General features: G+C 67.7%; 18 protein-coding genes. 15 read left to right on the top strand and 3 right to left on the bottom strand.

Translation table 11 applies throughout. From position 1 onward, the window contains the following. The first annotated feature begins 1 nt into the window (after position 1). The 3 genes from FIP57_RS09600 to FIP57_RS09590 are packed head-to-tail and all read left to right on the top strand — an operon-like array spanning position 2 to position 3882. On the top strand, positions 2 to 2419 hold the full coding sequence (locus tag FIP57_RS09600; RefSeq protein ID WP_148573308.1) for a xanthine dehydrogenase family protein molybdopterin-binding subunit: 2418 nt from the start codon (positions 2 to 4) through the stop codon (positions 2417 to 2419). Further along, on the top strand, positions 2373 to 3371 hold the full coding sequence (locus tag FIP57_RS09595; RefSeq protein ID WP_338039903.1) for an FAD binding domain-containing protein: 999 nt from the start codon (positions 2373 to 2375) through the stop codon (positions 3369 to 3371). The genes FIP57_RS09600 and FIP57_RS09595 overlap by 47 nt, the downstream gene beginning before the upstream one ends. Next, entirely contained in the window at positions 3364 to 3882 is a 519-nt protein-coding gene (locus tag FIP57_RS09590) for a (2Fe-2S)-binding protein (protein WP_238993374.1), read from the top strand. The genes FIP57_RS09595 and FIP57_RS09590 overlap by 8 nt, the downstream gene beginning before the upstream one ends. A 30-nt stretch (positions 3883 to 3912) precedes the next feature. Here FIP57_RS09590 and FIP57_RS09585 read toward each other — a convergent pair whose 3' ends face one another. Next, positions 3913 to 4662 carry a FadR/GntR family transcriptional regulator gene (locus FIP57_RS09585; protein WP_148573306.1) on the bottom strand — a complete coding sequence of 250 codons (750 nt, stop codon included), beginning with the start codon at positions 4660 to 4662 and terminating at the stop codon, positions 3913 to 3915. Between the two features lie 160 nt (positions 4663 to 4822). Between FIP57_RS09585 and FIP57_RS09580 the strand changes: the two genes are divergently transcribed. From FIP57_RS09580 to FIP57_RS09535, 10 genes are all read left to right on the top strand, one after another. After that, a complete protein-coding gene (locus FIP57_RS09580) occupies positions 4823 to 5017 on the top strand; it encodes a tautomerase family protein (protein WP_148573305.1) in 195 nt (64 codons plus the stop codon). Continuing rightward, positions 5014 to 5421 carry a VOC family protein gene (locus FIP57_RS09575; RefSeq protein WP_148573304.1) on the top strand — a complete coding sequence of 136 codons (408 nt, stop codon included), beginning with the start codon at positions 5014 to 5016 and terminating at the stop codon, positions 5419 to 5421. The genes FIP57_RS09580 and FIP57_RS09575 overlap by 4 nt, the downstream gene beginning before the upstream one ends. Continuing rightward, positions 5418 to 6572, top strand: a complete 1155-nt coding sequence (locus tag FIP57_RS09570; RefSeq protein ID WP_203231148.1) for a mandelate racemase/muconate lactonizing enzyme family protein — start codon at positions 5418 to 5420, stop codon at positions 6570 to 6572. The genes FIP57_RS09575 and FIP57_RS09570 overlap by 4 nt, the downstream gene beginning before the upstream one ends. After that, the gene (locus FIP57_RS09565) at positions 6569 to 7651 is read left to right on the top strand and encodes an NAD/NADP-dependent octopine/nopaline dehydrogenase family protein (RefSeq protein ID WP_148573303.1); all 1083 of its coding nucleotides are present in this window, start codon (positions 6569 to 6571) and stop codon (positions 7649 to 7651) included. Before FIP57_RS09570 ends, FIP57_RS09565 begins: the two co-directional genes overlap by 4 nt. A gap of 21 nt (positions 7652 to 7672) precedes the next feature. Continuing rightward, positions 7673 to 8566 carry a dipicolinate synthase subunit DpsA gene (locus FIP57_RS09560; RefSeq protein WP_148573302.1) on the top strand — a complete coding sequence of 298 codons (894 nt, stop codon included), beginning with the start codon at positions 7673 to 7675 and terminating at the stop codon, positions 8564 to 8566. Between the two features lie 159 nt (positions 8567 to 8725). Beyond that, a complete protein-coding gene (locus tag FIP57_RS09555) occupies positions 8726 to 10264 on the top strand; it encodes a Re/Si-specific NAD(P)(+) transhydrogenase subunit alpha (protein WP_148573301.1) in 1539 nt (512 codons plus the stop codon). 15 nt (positions 10265 to 10279) lie between these two features. Beyond that, the gene (gene pntB, locus FIP57_RS09550) at positions 10280 to 11722 is read left to right on the top strand and encodes a Re/Si-specific NAD(P)(+) transhydrogenase subunit beta (RefSeq protein ID WP_148573300.1); all 1443 of its coding nucleotides are present in this window, start codon (positions 10280 to 10282) and stop codon (positions 11720 to 11722) included. Between the two features lie 413 nt (positions 11723 to 12135). Next, positions 12136 to 13380, top strand: coding sequence for an Nramp family divalent metal transporter (locus tag FIP57_RS09545; protein ID WP_162529742.1), 1245 nt, complete (start codon positions 12136 to 12138; stop codon positions 13378 to 13380). A 249-nt stretch (positions 13381 to 13629) separates the two neighbouring features. Beyond that, complete coding sequence (locus tag FIP57_RS09540; RefSeq protein WP_148573298.1) at positions 13630 to 14799, top strand: MFS transporter; 1170 nt, start codon at positions 13630 to 13632, stop codon at positions 14797 to 14799. Beyond that, entirely contained in the window at positions 14796 to 16232 is a 1437-nt protein-coding gene (locus FIP57_RS09535) for an amidohydrolase family protein (RefSeq protein ID WP_148573297.1), read from the top strand. The genes FIP57_RS09540 and FIP57_RS09535 overlap by 4 nt, the downstream gene beginning before the upstream one ends. 277 nt (positions 16233 to 16509) lie before the next feature. Here FIP57_RS09535 and FIP57_RS09530 read toward each other — a convergent pair whose 3' ends face one another. Further along, positions 16510 to 16998 carry a GbsR/MarR family transcriptional regulator gene (locus FIP57_RS09530; protein WP_148573296.1) on the bottom strand — a complete coding sequence of 163 codons (489 nt, stop codon included), beginning with the start codon at positions 16996 to 16998 and terminating at the stop codon, positions 16510 to 16512. Between the two features lie 59 nt (positions 16999 to 17057). On the opposite strand from FIP57_RS09530, the gene FIP57_RS09525 reads away from it, so the two are divergent. After that, entirely contained in the window at positions 17058 to 17951 is an 894-nt protein-coding gene (locus tag FIP57_RS09525; protein WP_148573295.1) for an ABC transporter ATP-binding protein, read from the top strand. Then, positions 17948 to 19534 (top strand): ABC transporter permease, encoded by a 1587-nt coding sequence (locus FIP57_RS09520; protein ID WP_148573294.1) that lies wholly within the window; start codon positions 17948 to 17950, stop codon positions 19532 to 19534. The genes FIP57_RS09525 and FIP57_RS09520 overlap by 4 nt, the downstream gene beginning before the upstream one ends. Positions 19535 to 19585: 51 nt before the next feature. On the opposite strand, the gene FIP57_RS09515 is transcribed toward FIP57_RS09520, so the two are convergent. Then, positions 19586 to 20257: a TetR/AcrR family transcriptional regulator gene (locus FIP57_RS09515; protein ID WP_148573293.1), complete on the bottom strand. Its 672-nt coding sequence runs from the start codon at positions 20255 to 20257 to the stop codon at positions 19586 to 19588. Positions 20258 to 20437: the final 180 nt, after the last annotated feature.

Here is a 20437-nt window from a genome sequence, read left to right as displayed (position 1 = left end):
CATGACGCCGGACCAGCTCGCGACTAAGGTTCGGCCCGCGCGTCAGGGTCGACGACAGATCGACGACGACCGGCCTGAATGGGGACGCCGCGAGGATGTCCCGCTCGTCACCGGTCAAGGGGAGTACGTCGGCGATGTGAGCCGTGACGGCGAGCTGTTCCTGCGGGTGGTTCGCAGCCCCGTCGCACACGGCCGGATCGTCAGCGTCGGCCTCGAGGCTGCTCGCGCCGCTGATGGTGTCGAGTTGGCGCTGTGTGCGACCGATCTGGACGACGTGCCGGAGATACCGCTACGGGTCCACAATCGCCCAGAGCTGAGAAGCTACCTGCAACCGGTCCTCGCCGGCTCGGTCGTCCGCTATGTCGGGGAGCCTGTCGCTATCGTGGTCGGACGCTCGCAGCGCGAGGTCGAGGATGCGGCCGACCTCGTCGAGCTCGACATCCAGGAGCTCGTTCCCGTCGTCGACGTGGAAAGTGTGCAGAAGGATCCCGTCTGGGAATCGACGCCCGATGGGCGTCTGTGCTCCTTCGTTGCGCGCACGGCCGACTTCCAGGAGGCGGCACAGGAGGCCGACCTCGTCGTCACGCAGGTGTTCGACACCGCTCGAGACACCGGACTCCCGCTGGAGACGCGGGGGTTGGTCGCAGAGTGGAACGCTGCGGCCACCGAACTCCATCTCTGGGGACCGACCAAGTTCGTTCGTTTCACGCGCGCGTCGGTTGCCGAGTGGTTCCATCTGGAGCCAGCCCAGGTGGTCTGCCACCACGTCGACGTCGGCGGCATGTTCGGCCCGCGCGGTGAGCTCTATCCGGAGGACTTCCTGGTGCCGTTGGCAGCCCTGAAGCTGCGACGTCCGGTCAAATGGATCGAGGACCGCAATGAGCACTTCCTTGCGATCAACCACTCGCGGGGTCAGCGGCATCGGATCACGGTGGCAGTGGACGCGGATGGGCGACTGCGTGGGCTCAAGGACGAGATCCTTCAGGATTTCGGAGCCTACGCTCGTCCGATCGGCGGCCGACTGACCGAGATCCCTGTCGAGGCGATTCCCGGGCCTTACCGGTGGCCGGTCATCGACGTGACGTGTCACGCCGTCGCAACCAACAAGACCCCGATGGGAACGATGCGCGGGCCCGGTACCTTCGACGCCGGGTTCGTTCGGGAACGGATGATGGACATCGTGGCCGCCCGGCTGGAGATGGATCCGCTCGAGTTCCGGCGTCGGAACCTCATCACCGCAGAGGAGATGCCCTATCAGCAGGACTTCGGCGGTGAGATGCACCCCTCGGTGTATGACAGCGGTGACTTTCCCTTGGTGCTGGACGAGTTGTCCGAAGCTGTCGACGTCCAACTCGTCCGTGCCGAGATCCACAGGCGGCGTATGGAGGGCGAACTCGTGGGGTTCGGGGTCGGCCTCTTCCTCGCGCACGCAGGTCTGGGCGTCGAGGAGAGCATCAAGCTCGAAGTGACGGCTGAAGGGCGGCTTCGGCTGCTTACGGCCGGTTCCGAGATCGGCCAAGGACTTGCGACCATGCTCCGGATCGTCGTGGCTGAGGTACTCGGCGTTCCGCAGGCACGGATCGATGTAGTGACGAACAGCACCGAGCACTTCGACGGCGGAACCGGCACATTTTCTGCTCGTTCGACCATCTTCAGCGGAAGCGCCGCCCATGACGCCGCCCAGCAGCTTCTCGCCGACCTTCGCAGCACAGATCCTGCCGCCGATCCCTCGGATCCGGACACGTGGCGGATTCTTGGTCCACGGTCGGTCATCGGCACCCACCGCCAGTCGAGCCCCACGTTCGGCTTCGGGGTCCACGGCGCCGTGGTCCGCATCGATCCCGACACCCTTGCGGTCACGGTCGAGCGGCTCGTCGTGGCGTATGACTGTGGACGGGCCATCGACCGACCGTCACTCGTCGGCCAGATCGTGGGTGCCGCGATGCAGGGAGTGGGGGGAACGTTCCTCCAGCACCTTCCTTTCGATGAGCACGGCCAGCCCCAGAGCACCACGTTCATGGACTACCTCGTCCCTACCGTCTACGAGGCTCCCGATGTGGAGGTCGTGTTGCTGGAGCTCGCCGGCACCGACTCCAACCCGCTCGGGGTGAAGGGAGGGGGAGAAGCAGGGATCATGGGCGCGGGCGGCGCTCTTGCCAATGCGGTCGCCGATGCCCTCGGCGTACCTGACTCGATCACCCGGCTCCCGATCGGTCCGGATGCCCTGCTCCCGTTCGTTCCTCCCTTGGCCGGACAGGACGGAATCGGCCCCCGGTCGTGCGGTTGGGACTACGCCAAGCGAACCGAGGCCCGCGGAGGCACACTCTTGATCCGGCCGGAGCGCCACGTACCCGCGGCGCTCGTGGGAGCGAGTGCAGCGGTGGCTCTCGCCTGGTGGTGGATCAGGCGGCGACCGTGAGAGTTCGGACGGCGCCGTCGCGCTGCGGGGTCCCCAGGCATCTAGGCGGCGGAGGAACAAGGTGAAAGCGGCATCGTTTGCCTACCATCGAGCCGAGTCCAAGGAAGAGGCTGTGTCCCTCCTGTCGGAGCACGGTGACGACGCCAAGGTGCTCGCCGGTGGGCAGAGCCTCATTCCGATGATGAACCTGAGGTTGGCGCGTCCGAGCAGGCTCATCGACATCGGACACTGCCCGGAACTGGCACAGCTGGAGCGAGTCGGCGGGACACTTGCGTGCGGTGCCACGGTGCGTCATGTGCGCTTCGAACGAGCCGATGCGCCGGAGCTGGCGGCCTGTCGAGCGTTGTCGGACGCGGCACGCCTGATCGGCCATGCCCCGATCAGGTCTCGGGGCACCATCGGCGGGAGCCTTGCGCACGGTGACAGCAGTTCGGAATGGTGCCTGATGATGCTCGTGCTCGATGCCGTGATTCAGGCGGAGAGTGGTCGGGGGGTACGTCGGATCCCGGCGCACGACTTCTTCCAGGGCTTCTTCACGACCGCACTTGCCGAGGACGAACTGCTCTCAGCGATCGAACTGCCGCTCACCACAGTGGGCTCCGCGCTGGCAGAGCACTCGCGACGTCGTGGCGACTTCGCAATCGTCGCGGCGGCAACCCGTCTGGTCGCGGACCAACGACTGCGGGTCACCACGGCTCGCATCGCGATGGGGGGAGTCGCCAGCCAGCCCATCCGGATGCCGAGCGCCGAGGACGTCCTCCACGGCGTCGACCTGACTGACCGCCGCTCCACGATGGAGGCTGTCTCCGAGGCAGCCCACATGTGTGCGGCATCGATCCAGGTCAGTGACGACATCCACGCTTCGTCGCAGTACCGCAGACGGCTCGCGTCGACGTTGGTGCGCCAGGCGCTCTCGAGGTCGGCGCAGGATTGGAGGACAGCCGGTGACTGACGAGGAGCGCCACGACGGAGACGGGTCCACTCGCCTGACTGTGAGCTATGGGATCAACGGGAAGGTGAGTGCGCGTGAGATCGATCCATCGGAGAGCCTGCTGGACGACCTCCGCGCCCGTGGCTTCACGGGGGCGCACGCGGGTTGCGAACACGGTGTCTGCGGCGCATGCACCGTGCTGGTCGACGGAGAGCCGGTGCGCTCGTGCATCGTGTTGAGCGTTCAAGTCCAAGGCGCCGCGGTGGAGACCGTCGAAGGACTGGGCACGGTCGACCGGCCGAGCGATCTGCAACAGGCGTTCTCGCAGTGCCGTGGTTTGCAGTGCGGGTTCTGCACGCCTGGCTTCCTGATGTTGGCGACCGCCCTTCTTCGGCGGGACCCGACGCCGGACCACGAGGCGATCCGCGAAGCAGTGTCGTCGAACCTGTGCCGGTGCACCGGCTACCACAGCATCGTCGAGGCGATCGGCCGCGTGAGCGGAACTCCGCGTTCGTCGCATGACCGGGGCTGACCGTCGGGTCCCCAGTCCACGCCCTTGCGCTTAACCGTCTGTGGACCGCTCATCCTCGGCGGCGAGCCAGGCGACGATGTGCTCGATGTGGTTTCCGGCGGCAGATCGCGCGCCCTCCGCATCCCGGGAAACAATCGCGTCGACGATCATCCGATGCTCCTTGACCGACCTCGCGATCTGGCCATCCTGAGCGAGCGTGAGTTGCCGAGATTGCGTGAGGACGCCGTTCAACTCCTCGACGAGCCGAGGCAGCAGCTTGCCGCCGCCGGCGACCGCAACCTCGAGATGGAACTGTTCGTCCCGCTCGGCCACGTCGGACAGCACCGCGGAATCCTGCTCGGCCGCCGTGCTAAACGCCTTGGCTGCCTCGCGCAGTCGGCGGAGTGCCTTGGCGTCTGCGTTCTCGGCAGCCTCTGCGGCCGCGAGTTCGTCCAAGGCGCGTCGAACCTTCAGCAACTCGACGATGTCACTGCGATAGAGCCTCAGGTAGTCGGCGAAGGGGAGGGCGTAATCGCCGCCTGGCCGCTCCTGGACGATCGCCCCCTTGCCGTGTCGGATCTTGATGACTCCGAGGGCTTCGAGGCCGGCGAGAGCTTCCCGCACGCTGACTCGACTCACGCCGAACGACTCGCACAGCACGCGCTCGGACGGGAGCATGCTGCCGATCGGGTAGGCGCCATCGGCGATGGCCTGCATGATCTGTGTGCGTACCTGTTCCGGCGGGCTCACTCGGGCGATGGTCCTGAAGTCGTGCTTACCGCCACCCTTGCGTGGGGCCATGAGCGCCCGCCTCCGATCGGTCCGCTGGGTCGTGGGTGTCGTTCCGCCGACGACCGGGTCACTGTACCGACCCTGGTCCTACGACTGACATCAGCACCTGAGCCAACTGGCCTGATGTGTGATAACTTGGCGCCATCGCTGGTGACCGAAGGGGGCGCTCATGCCATTCGTAGTCGTACATCTCTGGGAAGGTCGGACCGTTGACCAGAAGCGGGCGCTGACTCGTGCCATCACGGACGCAATGGTCGAGCACGCCGACGCCAACCCCGATGCCTTGCATGTCGCGCTCCAGGAGTACCCGCGCGAGAACTGGGCGCGGAACGGCGTGCTGGGTGTCGACCGGACGGACGCATGAGCACCCCGTCGCGCGGCGCCCGGCCGAGCGCGGTCGTGCGGGTCCACCACCTGCTCCTCGAGGTCCGGGACCTCGATGCCTCCGAGGCTTTCTACACCCAGGTGCTCGGCTTTGCCGTCCGAAAGCGGGAGGAGTTCCGTGACGGGCGGCGCCTGATCGTCACTGAGCAAGGTCTCGGTCTCACCGAGGGCGGCTCCGGAAGCAAGGGTGTCCTGCAGCACCTGTGCTTCTCCGCTCGCGGTATCGACGGGATCGCCGCCCATGCCGCCGCAGCGGGTTGCGAGATCGTGCGTGGGCCCGGCCCGGGCCCCTACGGGCACACCGTCTATATCCGGGATCCAGACGGCTACGAGATCGAGCTGTTCGACGACCCTGCAGACACGGAAGAGGCCAGCCACCGATGAAGATCACCGACGTCAGTGTTCACCTCGTTCGCCTTCCCCCGCGACGGGAGCACCTCTGGGCGACCAAGATGGACACACCAATCGGGCACCATGCCATCATCGAGCTTCACACCGACGAGGGCGTCGTTGGATGGGGAGAGGCTCCCGCTGGGGGCACGTGGGGCGGCGCCTACGGCCGGAACTACGGAGAAACGCCCGAGACTGTCCAGCACATCGTGGTGGATCATCTGCTGCCGGCCATCCGGGGCTTGGACCCCCTTGACATCGGCCTGATCCACGCGCGCATGGATCGCGTCGTCAAGGGCCACCCCTACGCCAAGGCCGCGGTCGACATCGCGTGCTACGACGCCGCCGGCAAGGCTCTCGGTGTTCCCGTCTACCAGCTCCTCGGGGGCATGCACCGCGACGGCATCGAAGTCGCACACTCCCTCGGAATCATGGAGCTCGAGCGGTGCTTCGCCGAAGCGGAACAGGCGGTTTCGGAGGGTGCACTGACGATCAAGTGCAAGACGGGCCTGGAACCGGACCGGGACGTCGACCTGGTGCGGGGCTTGCGGGAACGGTTGGGAGACCAGATCAGGATCCGGGTCGACGGCAACGAGGGGTACAGCTCGGTCGCCCAGGCTGTCGACGTCACCCGCCGGCAAGAGGAGTACGACATCTTGCTCTGCGAGCAGCCGCTCATGGGCGCCAAGCAACTGGCGCGGGTCGCTGCCCGGATCTCCAGCCCGGTGATGGCCGACGAGTCCGCGTGGGACGTCCACGACATCTTGGAGCTCGACGCGCTCGACGCCGCACAGAGCTTCTCCTGCTACGTGACGAAGCCCGGTGGTCTGTACCGTGCCAAGCGCCAGGCCGATGTAGCCGACGACCTAGGAATGATCTGCGACATCGGCGGATCCATCGAGACCGGGATCGGCAACGCGGCCAACCTCCACCTCGGCGCAGCTCTACCCAACGCCGTGTTGCCCAGCGTCTGCCCGGTCTCACGGCCGGAGGGTTCGGACGGACCCCGGATCGCCGGCGTGTACTACCTCGATGACTTGGTGCAGGAGCCTTTCGCGTTCGTCCGGGGTCGGGTCATGGTCCCCGAGGGAGCGGGGCTGGGGATCGAGGTGGACCGCGCGAAGCTCGACAAGTACCGGGTATGACGACAGTCGCCGTCCTCGGCGGCGGGGCGGGTGGCCGTTCGGCGGCCGTGGAGCTCCTCGCCGCAGGCCACACCGTGCGCTTGTGGAACCGACGGGCCGAGACGATCGCCCCGCTGCTGGAGACCCGAGTCCTTCCCTACCGCGGGGTCCTCGGCGAGGGCGCAGTGGAACTGAATGCCGTCACCGTCGACCTCGGCGACGCGGTCCGTGGCGCTGACGCGCTCGTCGTGTGTCTGCCCAGCCTCACCCACGCGCAGCTCTTCGACGATCTGGCTGGTCTCGGCCCCCTGCCGCCGATCGTGCTGAACCCCGGCCACACGGGCGGAGCGCTCCAGGCCCGCGAAGTGTGGCGACGGGCCGGCTCACCGATGCCACCGCTGGTCGAGCTCTCGACCCTGACGTACGTAGCCCGGGTGGGGCAGGACGGCGTGGTCAACACGACCGGCCGGGCCGGGACTGTGAGGGCTGCTCCGCTGCCTGGGGGAGAGAGCGCACTCGAGATTGCGTGCGAATTGTTTCCGGGGATCGGCGCAGTCGACAATGTCCTCGCCTCCAGTTTTTCCAACGTCAACATGGTTCTGCATCCCCCGGGGGCCGTCCTCGGCCTAGCGTGGGCAGAGGCCACCGGAGGCGACTTCCGGTTCTACGTGGACGGCATGACCCCGGGCGTGGGACGGGTGCTCACCCGGCTCGACGACGAGCGGCTCAGTGTGGCCGCGGCGTATGACCTCGCTCTTCCCTCCCTGCTGGAGGAGATGTCGGCTATCGGCACCGTCGAAGGGGCGCAGGGCGCCAACAACGTCGTGGAGGCGATCAGCGGCGGTGAAGCGAACCGCACCATCCGAGGACCCGATTCGACGGAGCACCGCTATTACCGTGAGGACTTCCCCTTCGGGCTGCTGCCGTTCGTGGCTCTGGCCAGGGTCGCGGAGGTCGAAGTTCCGGTCGCCGAGGCGCTCCTCCGCATCGCGGCCGCGTCCATCGGTCCTGGTCTCCTCGAGCACGGCCGCGACGCCCGTGCCCTGGGTATCGAGCAGATGAACCTCAACCAGTTGTTGGCGTCGGTGCAGACGCGCTGACCAGTCGGACCGGAGCAGATAATGGATCTCAGCACACGGAAGATCGCCATCGTCGGCGGTGACGAGCGTGAGCAGGAAATCGCGCGTCTGGCGGCCTTGACCGGCGCGGTCGTGGAAGGATTCGGCTTCCCGTGGCCCGACGGCGGCATCGAAGGCGTCGACAGGGCCGACAGCGCGATGACGGCGCTTCGGGCTGCCGACTACGCCCTCTTCCCGATCCCCGGTATCACTGCGGAAGGTGCGCTTTTCGCGCCAGAGCATGACCAGCCGATCATCCCCGACCGAGAAGTGCTGTCGCAGATGAACCCCGGCGCACACATCATCCTGGGGTGGGCCGATTCCAAGCTCGAGGCGGCGGCAGCCGCTACGGGAATCCGACTCATCGGGTACGAAGACGACCGGGAACTGATGCTGTTGCGCGGGCCGTCGATCGTCGAAGGTGCGCTCGAGCTCGCGATTCACCATTCGGATGTCTCACTGCACGGTGCCGCCATCGGAGTGATCGGACACGGCAACATCGGGCGCCTGCTCGCCCGGACGCTGGTCCTTCTAGGAGCACGGGTCACGGTCTTCGCGAGGAATCCGGTACAGCGAGCCGACGCCATGAGCGCAGGCGCGGAGGCGGCGCCGTTGGATGAGCTGATCGACCGGGCACCACAACTCGCGATGGTCTTCTCGACCGTGCCGGCTCCGCTTGTGGCCGGCGAGGTGCTGAGAGCGCTCCCGTCCCCCTGCGTCCTCATCGATCTCGCGGCGCCCCCGGGCGGGATCGATGGCCGCGGTGCGACCGAGCACGGACACCGTTTCGTCTGGGCCAGGGGCATGGGTCGTCGCGCGCCGGTCACGGTCGGCCGCAGCCAGTGGGTTGGCATCAGCCGGAGGATCGCCGAAGTGGAGGCGGCCCGCGAGGCCTGAGTGGAGGTTGCTCTGCGGGCCAGGCCCCCGTGCCCGAAGCGCAGTGACGAACTCTGGACAGGAAGTCCCGCAGGGCCATCTTTGACGCCATCGTGCTCGAACCGCGCCAGGTTGCAGCGGAACTCGTCCAGAACTGGTCATCGGATAGGGAGGTCCCTCTTGCTCATCGGTGTTCCTCGTGAATCGAAACCGGGCGAGACGCTGGTTGCGGCGACTGCGAAGACTGCGACGCAACTGATCGATCTCGGCTACGACGTGATCGTGGAGTCGGGGGCGGGTGAGGCGGCTGATCAGCCGGATTCGGCGTTCGTTGACGCTGGTGTCCGGGTCGGCGCTGCGAGGGAGGTGTGGGCTGCTGACGTGGTGGTGAAGGTCAATGCCCCCACTGAGGAGGAGGTCGGGCGGTTGTGCCGAGGCGCGATCATCGTGTCGATGATGGCGCCGGCGCGTAGCCCGGAGTTGCTGAAGCGGTTGCAGGCCGCTGGTGTGACGGCGTTGGCGGTGGATGCGGTGCCGCGGATCTCGCGCGCGCAGTCGATGGATGTGTTGTCCTCGATGGCAAATGTGGCCGGCTACCGCGCGGTAGTCGAGGCGGCGCATGCGTTCGGGCGGATGTTCACCGGTCAGGTGACCGCTGCGGGGAAGGTCCCGCCGGCAAGAGTGTTCGTGGTCGGCGCGGGAGTTGCCGGCCTGGCCGCGATTGGTGCGGCGTCGGCGATGGGTGCGGTGGTGCGCGCCTTTGACGTGCGGCCGGAGGTGGCTGAGCAGGTGGAGTCGATGGGTGCGCAGTTCGTGCACCTCGACGAGTCGCTGTTCGCTGAGAAGTCCTCCGACGGCTACGCCAAGGAGATGACCACGGAGCAACGGGCCGCGACCGCCGCGATGTACGACGAGGAGGCGCGGGCGGCTGACATCGTCATCACCACCGCGCTGATTCCCGGGCGTCCGGCGCCGAAGCTGATCGGTGCCGAGACGATCGCCGGCATGCGCAACGGGTCGGTCATCGTAGACATGGCGGCCGCCAACGGCGGCAACGCGGCGCTGACCGAGACCGACCAGCGGGTCGTGACCGAGAACGGCGTGACCATCCTCGGGTATACCGATCTCGCGGGCCGGCTCGCGGCCCAGACGTCGCAGCTGTACGGCACCAACATCGTCAACCTGTTCAAGTTGCTCACCCCAGGCAAGGACGGGGTGGTAGTGCTGGACTTCGACGACGTGGTGCAGCGGGGGATCACAGTGGTGCATGAGGGTGAGTCGACGTGGCCGCCGCCGGCAGTGCAAGTCTCAGCGGCACCCCGGACCCCGATCCCGACTTCGGGCTCTGCCGCGAAAGAGGAGTCGAGGAGGTTGACCGAGCAGGGTCGGGTGCTGGCTGTGGCGGTCTCGGCGGCGGTGTTGTTCGGGTTGGTCGCGATCTCGCCGGCGGCGCTGCAGGGACACCTGGTTGTGCTCGCGTTGGCCGTGGTGGTCGGGTTCTATGTGATCGGGAACGTCCATCACGCGCTGCACACGCCGTTGATGTCGGTGACGAATGCGATCTCGAGCATCATCATCGTCGGCGCCCTGCTCCAGATCGGCAGTGACGACGCGGTGATCTCGACGATGTCGTTCATGGCTGTCCTGCTCGCCAGCATCAACATCTTCGGCGGCTTCGCAGTGACCCGCCGCATGCTGGCCATGTTCTCGCGGTCTTGAAGGAGGAGCTGGTCCATGTTGTCCATCCAGACCGCCGTGTCCGCTGCCTACGTCGTGGCAGCGCTGTTGTTCATCTTGGCCCTGGCCGGGCTGTCCAGGCACGATACCGCCAAGGCCGGCAACACCTTCGGCATCCTCGGCATGGGGGTGGCGCTGGCTGCCACGATCGCCGTGGTCGTCGACGACGGCGCCCAGGCCTCCGGACTGGTCCTGCTCGCCGCCGCCATCGCCGTCGGCGCCGCGATCGGGCTGTGGCGCGCCCGCGTGGTGGAGATGACCGGGATGCCTGAGCTGATTGCCCTGCTGCACAGCTTCATCGGCGCAGCCGCCGTCATGGTCGGCTGGAACCGCTACCTCCACGTCGAGGCACACCCCGACGGCCCCGCCGCCCGCGCTCTGGACGCGATCGGGCTGCTCGGCATCCACGCCGCGGAGGTCTCGATCAGCGTTTTCATCGGCGCGGTCACCTTGAGCGGGTCGATCGTGGCGTTCCTCAAGCTGTCCGCACGGATCAAGCCCTCACCGATGATGCTGCCGGGCAAGAACGTGCTCAACATCGGCGCGCTCCTCACCTTCGCCGCGCTCACTGCATGGTTCGTGCTCGCCCCGTCGCTGTGGATGCTGATCATCATCACCGCCCTCGCCCTCGTGCTGGGCTGGCACCTAGTCGCCTCCATCGGCGGCGGCGACATGCCCGTGGTGGTCTCCATGCTCAACAGCTACTCAGGCTGGGCCGCAGCCGCGCTGGGCTTTCTGCTCCGCAACGACCTGCTCATCATCGTCGGCGCACTGGTCGGCTCCTCCGGAGCGTTCCTGTCCTACATCATGTGCAAAGGCATGAACCGGTCCTTCATCTCCGTCATCGCCGGCGGCTTTGGCATGGAAGCTCCCACCACCACCAGCGGCGGCCAAGACGAAGGCGAGCACCGCCAGATACAAGCCGAGGAAGCAGCCCGGATCCTCGCAGGCGCCTCTACAGTCATCATCACCCCCGGCTACGGCATGGCCGTCGCCCAAGCCCAATACCCCGTCGCCGAGCTCACCGCGAGACTACGCGCCAAAGGCATCAATGTCCGGTTCGGCATCCACCCCGTCGCCGGCCGCCTCCCCGGCCACATGAACGTCCTCCTCGCCGAAGCCAAAGTCCCCTACGACATCGTCCTCGAAATGGACGAGATCAACCACGACTTCCCCACCACCGACGTGGTCCTCGTCATCGGCGCCAACGACACCGTCAATCCCGCCGCCGCCGAAGACCCCACTTCACCCATCGCCGGCATGCCTGTCCTCGAAGTCTGGAACGCACGCGACGTCATCGTCTTCAAACGCTCCATGGCAACCGGCTACGCCGGCGTCCAGAACCCCCTCTTCTACCGGGACAACACCCACATGCTCTTCGGCGACGCCAAGAACATGGTCGAGGAAATCGCCCAGGCCCTCGAGCCCGTGAGAAGCTGAACTCCGCTGCGCGGACGGTTTCCGCGCTCCTCGGTCCGCGCGGACACGCGCCGCGGGACGCTTTCAAGCGACGTCTCAACCTCGATACCGGACGCATGTTCAGCGTGCAGGACTGGCTCGCTTGGTGTCGTCGCGGTGATGACGCGGCAGGCGCAACGGTCAACCACAGCCTCGAGAGCCGCCGCTCGCCAGCCGCACCGAGCGCGCCCACGGATCCCAAATACGGACCACCACAACGGCTCGTCCCGCCTGCCGCTCGTGAGTCTCGCCGGCGCCGGCCTACGAGCGCGGCATTGACAGATGGAACCTGGATCACGACCATATCAGTCGTCAGACCAGTGCCGCCGGGCCTGCTCGGCGACGGGGTCCATTCCAGACGCCTACCGGCTCTGGACTCCCTTCGGAGGTCAGAAATGAGCGAAGCAACCGAAGCTGCCTCTCATGGCGCCAGTCGCGAACCGGCTCTCAAGGGCTGGAAGAAGCTGGTCGTTCTCGGGCCAGCGATCATCGTGGGAGCCCTGCAGTTCGGTCCGGGCAACACGGTGTCGGCCGCTACCGCGGGAGCCGAGCAGGGCTTCGGGGTCATCTGGCTCATCGCGGCGTCCTCCCTCTTGATGCTGGCCTACACGGACATGGGCGTGCGCATCGGGATGGCGTCGAGGAGTACGTCGGTCGCCACGATCAAGGAGATGTTCGGGCGAACGACGGGGCTTGCCTTGGGGGCCGCTGTCTTCGTGATCGCGTGTCTGTTCATGACCGGGAGCCTCGTCGGCGCGAGCCTGGGACTCGTGTCTCTCTTCGGCCTCAACATCAAGGTCTGGGCTGTGGTTTGCGCGGTGCTGATGATCGTGGTGATGCTCGCGCGGGACGCCTATGGTGCCGTCGAGAAGCTGATGATCGCGGCGATGGCGCTCATGGTGGCGGTGTTCGCCATCACAGCGGTCATGGTGAAGCCGGACTGGCTCGAGGTAGCCGGAGGCTTCGTCCCCGCGTCGATCCCGGGGGACAGTGTCGCCGTGTTCGCGCTGCTCGGAACGAACCTTTCCATCTACGCCGCCTTCTACGCCACCTACACCATCCGCGAGAAGGGCACGAAGGCGCGTGACTATCGGTCGTCGACCCTCGTTGACACGATCCCCGGTGTCATCCTGCCGGGCGTGATCACGATCTTGATCATCATTGCTGGTGCAGCCGTGCTGGACGGTCGAACGCTTGAGTCTGCCGACGACATCGCCGAGGCGTTGGCGCCGACGGTAGGGGGCGCGGCGCCCTACATCTTCGCCATCGGCATCTTCGCGGCCGGCTTCTCGTCGGTGGTGGGCAACTTCGCCGCGGGAGGGACCGTCTTCGCCGATGGACTCGGTCGCGCGAACTCGCTGAATGCCAACCTGGTGAAGATCCTCGGCCTCGCCGTCCTGGCGATCGGCGTTCTCGCGATCCTCATCTTCGGCGGCGCACCGGTCCAGCTGATCCTGGTCGCGAACGCCCTCACCTTGTTCGCATTTCCGCTGATCGGCATTTCCATGCTCTATCTGGCCAACGATCGTTCCCGGATGGGGGACCTGCGCAACAAGTGGTGGCAGAACCTGATCGGTGGGGTGGCGCTGCTGATGATTCTGTACAGCGCAATCCAGCTCGCGATCGAGCTGATCTCGTGATCCGGGCCTACTCGGTCGAGCGTCTCTCGCCCGGCCGCCTATCTGGCCGGAGGCGCGATCAAACCTCGGTCACCAAGCGTCCCAACGTCGAGCTTTGCGGACCCTGCGCCGTTCGGACCGCGTCAGACGTCGACAGGACATGAGTGCGGAGCATGCACCGGGGCTCCGCGGTGGTCTCCGCCGATACCAGGTGGCACCTTGACGGAATCGCAGAGGCCGGTCGCGCTTACTGCCACACTCGTCCTGGCGATGGCCTCCGGTCCCATCGTGGTCTTCATCTGCTCCGCCACCGGTCCACTGATCACGGACGAGTTCGACCTCAGCAAGACGGAGTTCGGTTGGCTTTCGAGCACCGCCTTCCTGACCGCGGCTCTTGCTTCCGCCGTCCTTGGGCGCGCGGTCGATAGGGTGTCACCCCTGACGGCGGTGCTTGTGCTGCACGCGCTCAGCTCGGCCGCGCTGCTGATCATCGGCATCATGCCGTCGCTCCTCGCACTGACGATCGGGCTGGCACTGTCCGGGCTGGTGCAAGCGATGGGGAACCCGGTGACGAACCGCATCGTTGCGATGCGTGTATCGCCAGGCGCGCGTGGCGCCGTCATGGGACTGAAGCAATCCGGCGTGCAGATGAGCCAGCTCGTTGCCGGCGTTGCTGCGCCGCCGTTGGCGCTTCTGGTGGGTTGGTCGTTCTCGTTCATCGCCGCGTTGCCGATCGTCGCCCTCGGTGCGGCTTTCGCCACTCTCAGCCTTTCGCGTCATGCGAGCTCGTCGCTCTCGACTGCAGGCGATCGCCGCTCCGGCGGCGTGCCTCCCACCGTGTGGCTACTTGCGGCGTACGCCGTCCTCACCGGGGCAGGGCTTCAGGCATCGGTCGCATACCTTCCGATTTTCGCGCACGACGCGCTGGGCTGGCGTGTGGGTATCGCCGGCCTGACGGTGTCCCTTGTCGGCGCCGCGGGGGTGTGTGCACGGATTCTGTGGGGGCACTGGACCCAATCGATCGCGCATATCCGCATTCCGCTGAGCACAGTGGCCGCCGGGGGTGCCGTGTCCATCTGTCTGGTCATGCTCACCGAATGGCTTGACCACACCTGGCTCCTATGGTGCGCCGTCGTACTCTTCGGCCTCACCGGTGTTGCTGCCAATGTGGTGGTGATGGTGGCGGTTGTGGGTTTCGCCCCCGTCCATGAGCTCGGTCGGGCGTCCGGCGTGCTCGCCACGGGACTCTTCGTCGGATTCGCCTGTGGGCCGGCCTCCTTCGGCGTCATCGCCGACGCAACCGACAGTTACTCGGTGGCCTGGGGAACGGTAGTCGTTCTCTACGTTCTCGCCACCAGTCTTGCGTTCTATGCCGGCCGCGACCCTCGCCCGGGTCGACGCGTCTCACCTTCGCCAGCACAGCGGGAGGACCTGCCATGAACACGCTCGTCACCTTGATCGAGAATCTCGACTTCGTTGCCACCGTTGATGCGCAGGACCGCGTTCTTCGGAACGCGTCGGTCCTCGTCGTCGGGGACCGCATCGAAGAGGTCGGCCGCCATGAGGAGGTGACCGCGCGTGTGGGCAAGCGGCCGATCGACCGCAGGATCGACGGTCGGCGGCTTGGAATGATCCCGGGGCTCATCGACGCTCACGTCCATCTTTCGGAGACCCTGTCCAAAGCCGTGTTCCCCGATGTCTTGTCTACCCGCGCCTGGGTCTTCCACTGGGCCAAGCCCTTCTACGCGCATGTGAACGAAGAGGACGAGAAGGTCGGAGTCGCACTCGGCATTGCGGAGATGTTGCGCTCCGGGACCACCTGCTTTCTCGACATGGGTGCACAGAACGACGCCGGACTGACCGCCCAGACAGCCGGAACTCTTGGAATCAGAGGAGTGGTCGCTCGCCACGCCGCGGATCAGATGCCGAGCGAGATCCCCCCGGGCTGGTCGCAGGAGATGCTCGAGCATCACTTCTTTCCGAATCACGAGGTCGCCCTCGAGGCGCTCGAGTACTCCGTGCGGCGCTGGGACGGATACGCCGAGGGCCGAATCCGATGCTGGGTGAACATCGAAGGCAAGGAGCCCTGTTCCCTGGAGCTGCATCTCGGTGCCCGCGAACTTGCCGCGGAACTCGGTGTGGGTACGACGTACCACATCGCATCGAGCATCGAGGAGAGCCATGTCAGTGAACGCAAGTACGGTCGGTGGCCGATCACCCGGATCGCAGAGGCCGGCGGGCTCGGGCCCAACTTGGTCCTTGCCCACGCGGTGGCCACGAAGGAGGAGGAAGTCGCTCTCCTTGCCGAACATGGCACCGCGGTCGCCTTCTGCCCCTCGACGTCGTTGAAGTTGGCCAAGGGCGCGACTGCGATCGGGCGGTACCCGGAGATGCTGGAGGCGGGCGTGACGGTCGCACTGGGCACCGACGGAGTCTCGGCGGCGGGCAACCTGAATCTCCACCGACAGATCCATCTTGCGGGCGGGATGTTCAAGGACGCGAGACTCGATCCCGATTTGGTCGGTGCCAAGAAGGCTCTACGAATGGCGACGATAGACGGTGCCACGGCGCTGGACATGAACCACCAGATCGGCTCACTCGAGGTGGGGAAGAGCGCGGACTTCGTCCTCTTCGACCTCGACCACCACGAGTGGGTGCCCTTCGCCGACCCGCTTCAAGCCCTCGTGTGGTCGGCCAGCCCGGCCAGCATCGCGCAGACCTGGGTTGCCGGTCGGCCGCTGTACGTCGACGGTCGTGTCAACACGATCGAGGAGACCGAGCTTCGCCGCGAGGCACGAGCCCGGGCAGCCGACATCGTCCGCCGAGCCGGCTTGGACTCCTCTGTCCCCGTCACGACGACGCTCTACGATTGATGAGATTCAGCAACTGAGTCGCTTCGCCGTCCGCGCGGCTACACCTGCGGGTACGACGTCTGCGGCAGCTGCCCGGTCACGGTCGACGGGCTGCCCGGGGGAGTGCATGCTCCACCCCTGTGCAGGGTGGCGAGTCGGTGGACCGGGACGAGGTGCTCATGGCGGTGCTGTTCGCCTGGGTGCTCCTCACCAGCTGCCGCTGGCCGTCCAGCCGGCGGCGGGGTGGTCGTCCTCGTCGGTGTCGTGGTGGTTAAGGCAGGGGAGCCCGGACCGCATGTCACGTCACCGGGCGACCGTCGCCCCGACGGTCCCGGTAGGCCTGCCAGCGGTCGACCATGGCGCCCATGTCCTGCTTGACGAAGGCGAAGAAGTCCCGGGTCTCCTGCAGCCGGCGGGCGCCGGGGCCGTCGTCGTCCAGGATCGCGATGGCCTCGTCCACCGCGGTGACGAAGTGCTCCATGATCGACACCTCCGCGTTGATGAACGTGGCCCAGATGTCGCCCTCGGGGGTTCGGAAGAGGTCACCGCGGCGTCCCACGGCGCGCTCCTTGACCAGCAGGCGGGTGTTGACCAGGTACCCCACCGCGCCGGAGATCGCCGCCGGGCTCACCTGGAGCCCCTCGGCGAGCTCGCGGGCGGTGTACGACTCCCGGTCCTCGGCCAGCACGTAGGCGAACACGCGGGACGCCATGCGGGGCATCCCGGCCCGCTCGAGCGACTGCCCGAACCGCTCGACCGCCCGCATGAGGTTCTCCGGCGTCGTCATGGGAGAACTGTAACTCCAGAGGATTCACAAACTACTGAATGTTCTGTATCGTCTGTCGTATGGCTGAGGCTCTGCTGCTCGACGGCGTGGTGAAGACGTTCGGCACGGTTCGCGCGCTGGACGGGTTCCGGATGCAGGTCGCCGAGGGCGAGGTGCACGGGTTCCTCGGCCCGAACGGCGCCGGCAAGTCGACGGCGATGCGGGTGCTGCTGGGGCTGCTGCGGGCCGACGCCGGGACGGTGCGGCTCCTCGACGGGGACCCGTGGAGCCAGGCCGCCGAGCTCCACCGCCGCCTCGCCTACGTCCCGGGCGACGTGAACCTGTGGCCAAACCTGACCGGCGGCGAGGTCATCGACCTGCTCGGTCGCATGCGCGGCGGGCTGGACGAGGGCCGCCGGGCGGAGCTGCTCGACCGCTTCGAGCTCGACCCTCGGAAGAAGGCCCGCACCTACTCCAAGGGCAACCGGCAGAAGGTCGCGCTCGTGGCGGCGTTCGCCTCCGAGGTCGAGCTCTACCTCCTCGACGAGCCGACGTCCGGGCTCGACCCGCTGATGGAGGCAGCCTTCCAGGAGTGCGTCCTCGAGGCGAAGGCCGAGGGCGCGACGGTGCTGCTCTCGAGCCACATCCTCGCCGAGGTCGAGGCGCTGTGCGACCGGGTGAGCATCATCCGCAACGGGCGGACCGCGCAGAGCGGCACGCTGTCAGAGCTGCGCCACCTGACCCGCACGACGGTCACCGCGGAGACGGCGCGCCCGGTGCCGGCGATCGCCGAGGTGCCCGGTGTCCACCAGCCCGAGTTCCAGGACGGCAAGGTGACGTTCGACGTCGACTCGACCCACCTCGACGACGCCGTACGCGTGCTGAGCGGCGCCGGCATCAAGGCGCTCACCGCGCACCCGCCGACGTTGGAGGAGCTCTTCCTGAGGCAGTACGGCGAGGAGATCACCTCGTGAGCGCAGTCACCGGCACCGTGCACCTCGTCCGGCTCGTCCTGCGCCGTGACCGCATCCGGTTGCCGGTGTGGATCCTCGGGATCACGGCGGTGACCGCCGCGTCGGCCAACGCGATCCGCAGCCTCTACGAGACGCCGGAAGAGATCGCCGGCTACGCCGCGACCGTGGAGGCGAGCGCAGCGACCCGGCTGATGAACGGGCGTCCGGCCGCGCTCGACTCTCTCGACGGGATCACCGTGTACGAGAGCAGCACGGTCGCCGTCCTCGCCGTCGCCCTGATGTCGGTCTTCCTGGTCGTCCGCCACACCCGTGCCGAGGAGGAGACGGGGCGGGCCGAGCTGCTCCGCTCGACCGTCCTCGGCCGCCACGCCGCGACCGCCGCGGCGTTCTCGGTCGCGGCCGTCGCCTCCGCCCTGGTGGGGCTCCTCGACGCGGCCGTCCTGGTGGCGAACGGCGCGGCAGCGGAGGGTTCGTTGCTGCACGGCGCGTCGCTGGCGTGCCTCGGGCTCCTGGGAGCCGCCGTGGCGGCCGTGGCGGCGCAGGTGACGCCGTCGGCGCGCGGGGCGCTCGGGATCGCCGGCGGACTCGTGGGTGCGGCGTACGTCGTCCGAGGGCTCGGCGACGTCTCGGACACGGCACTCACCTGGGTGTCGCCGTTCGGGTGGGCGCAGGGGACGCGGCCCTACGCCGACGACCGCTGGTGGTTGCTGGTCCCGCTCCTCGTCCTGGCTGCGCTCCTGGCGGGCGCGGCCGTGACGCTCGCCGCCCACCGCGACTTCGGCGCGGGGCTGCTCCAGGCCCGTGCGGGGCGACCCCGGGCGCGGCCGTCGCTCGCCACCGGGTGGGGGCTGGCGTTCCGCACCCAGCGCGGCCTCCTGCTGGGCTGGACCGCCGGGATCACGGCCACGGCTGCGCTGTTCGGGTCGACCGGTCGCGAGGTCGTCGACATGGTGGCGGACAACCCCGACCTCGCGGCCGTCTTCGAGGCCGGCGGGGCAGGCAGCGTCCTCGACGGCTACTTCGCGTTCGTGCTGTCGTTCCTCGCCGTCGTGTCCGCCGCCTTCGCCGTCTCGTCCGTCCTCCGGCTGAAGGGCGAGGAGGACGCCGGCCGGGCGGAGGCGGTGCTCGCGACCGGACTGTCGCGGACCCGGTGGGCGCTCGGTGGCCTGGCGGTCACGCTGGCCGGCTCCCTGCTGATCCTGCTGTGTGCCGGTCTCGGACTCGGCATCACGCACGCGTTGGTCGCTGACGACGGCAGCGCCGTCCGGGTCCTGCTCGGCGGCGCGTTGGCGCAGGCGCCCGGGATCCTCGCCCTCGCGGGCTGCACCGTCCTGGCCCTCGGTTGGCTCCCGCGCTGGAGCGGGGTCGTCGGCTGGGGCGTGTTCGCGTTCGCGCTCCTGCAGTCCTACCTCGGCGAGCTGCTGTCGCTCCCGGACGTGGTCGCCGGCCTGTCGCCGTTCTGGCACCTGCCGATGGTGCCGAGCGAGGCGTTCACTGCGGCACCGGCCGCGGTGGTCACGTCGGTGGCGGCGGTGCTCACCGTCGTTGGCTTCCTCGGGCTGCGCTCCCGCGACATCACCTGAACCGAGCCGGGCTGACGCCGGACACGCGCCCGCGGTTCCGTGCTGGTCCGCTCAGGCCCGGGCGGTTTGACCGTCCTCCGCCTGGTGGAGCGCGGCCTCGGTGACGCCGAGGAGAGCCCTGGCGGCTGCTTTCAGCTCCGTGGCGATGCCGCGGTCGCGGACCTCTTCCACCTGCAGCGCCACCGCGATCTCGCCGCCGTCGATGAGCGCGAGCAGCGTGGTGACGACCGAGTCGATGTCCACCACGGGCGCGAAGGACCCGTCCGCGATCCCTCGCTCGACCGTTGCCCGGATGGGCCCCCGCCAGGCCGCCCAGACCTGGGCGGCGAGCTCACGCATCTGCTCGTCGAGACGCGATGCGCCGACGAACTCGACCCAGAGGAGGCAACGGGCTCGCAGGTCGGGCGCCTCGAAGACGTTGTCGAACATCTCCTGGAGCGTCTGCCACGGTGAGCTGGAGGCGGACCGCGCCCGGAGCAGCCTCTCGACCACGCCGTACGCGTGCTGGGTGAACGCCTCGCGGATCAGCTGGTCGCGCGACTCGAAATAGTGCTGCAACGTCCCGACCGAGACGTCGGCCCGGGCGGCGACGTCGCGCAACCGCACATGGGCGGCACCGCGCTCGGCGACGAGCTCGAGCGTCTTGTCGAGGATCCGCTTCTTCCGGGACCGGAGGAGGGCGTCGTCGAGCGCGGGACGCCCCACACGTCTGGTCTCGCTCACGGCACCCCCGACTCGTTCTCGGCCGGCGTCACTCTACTGATCCTGAGCTGACCCGGAGCCGACCCGGATTCCGGGACGACCGTTGACAGCTTCTTCGGCCAGACATTAATAATACGGCACTATGAGGAAGGTCGCAGGTGTGACCGTCCGCCGAGCGCCGGCCGGTGGCCGGGGAAGGAG

Origin of the sequence: Nocardioides caldifontis (assembly GCF_008087345.1) — a bacterium.
Lineage (GTDB): Bacteria > Actinomycetota > Actinomycetes > Propionibacteriales > Nocardioidaceae > Marmoricola_A > Marmoricola_A caldifontis.
The sequence above is the reverse complement of the archived record's forward strand: the minus strand, read 5'-3'. Positions and strand labels throughout refer to the sequence as shown.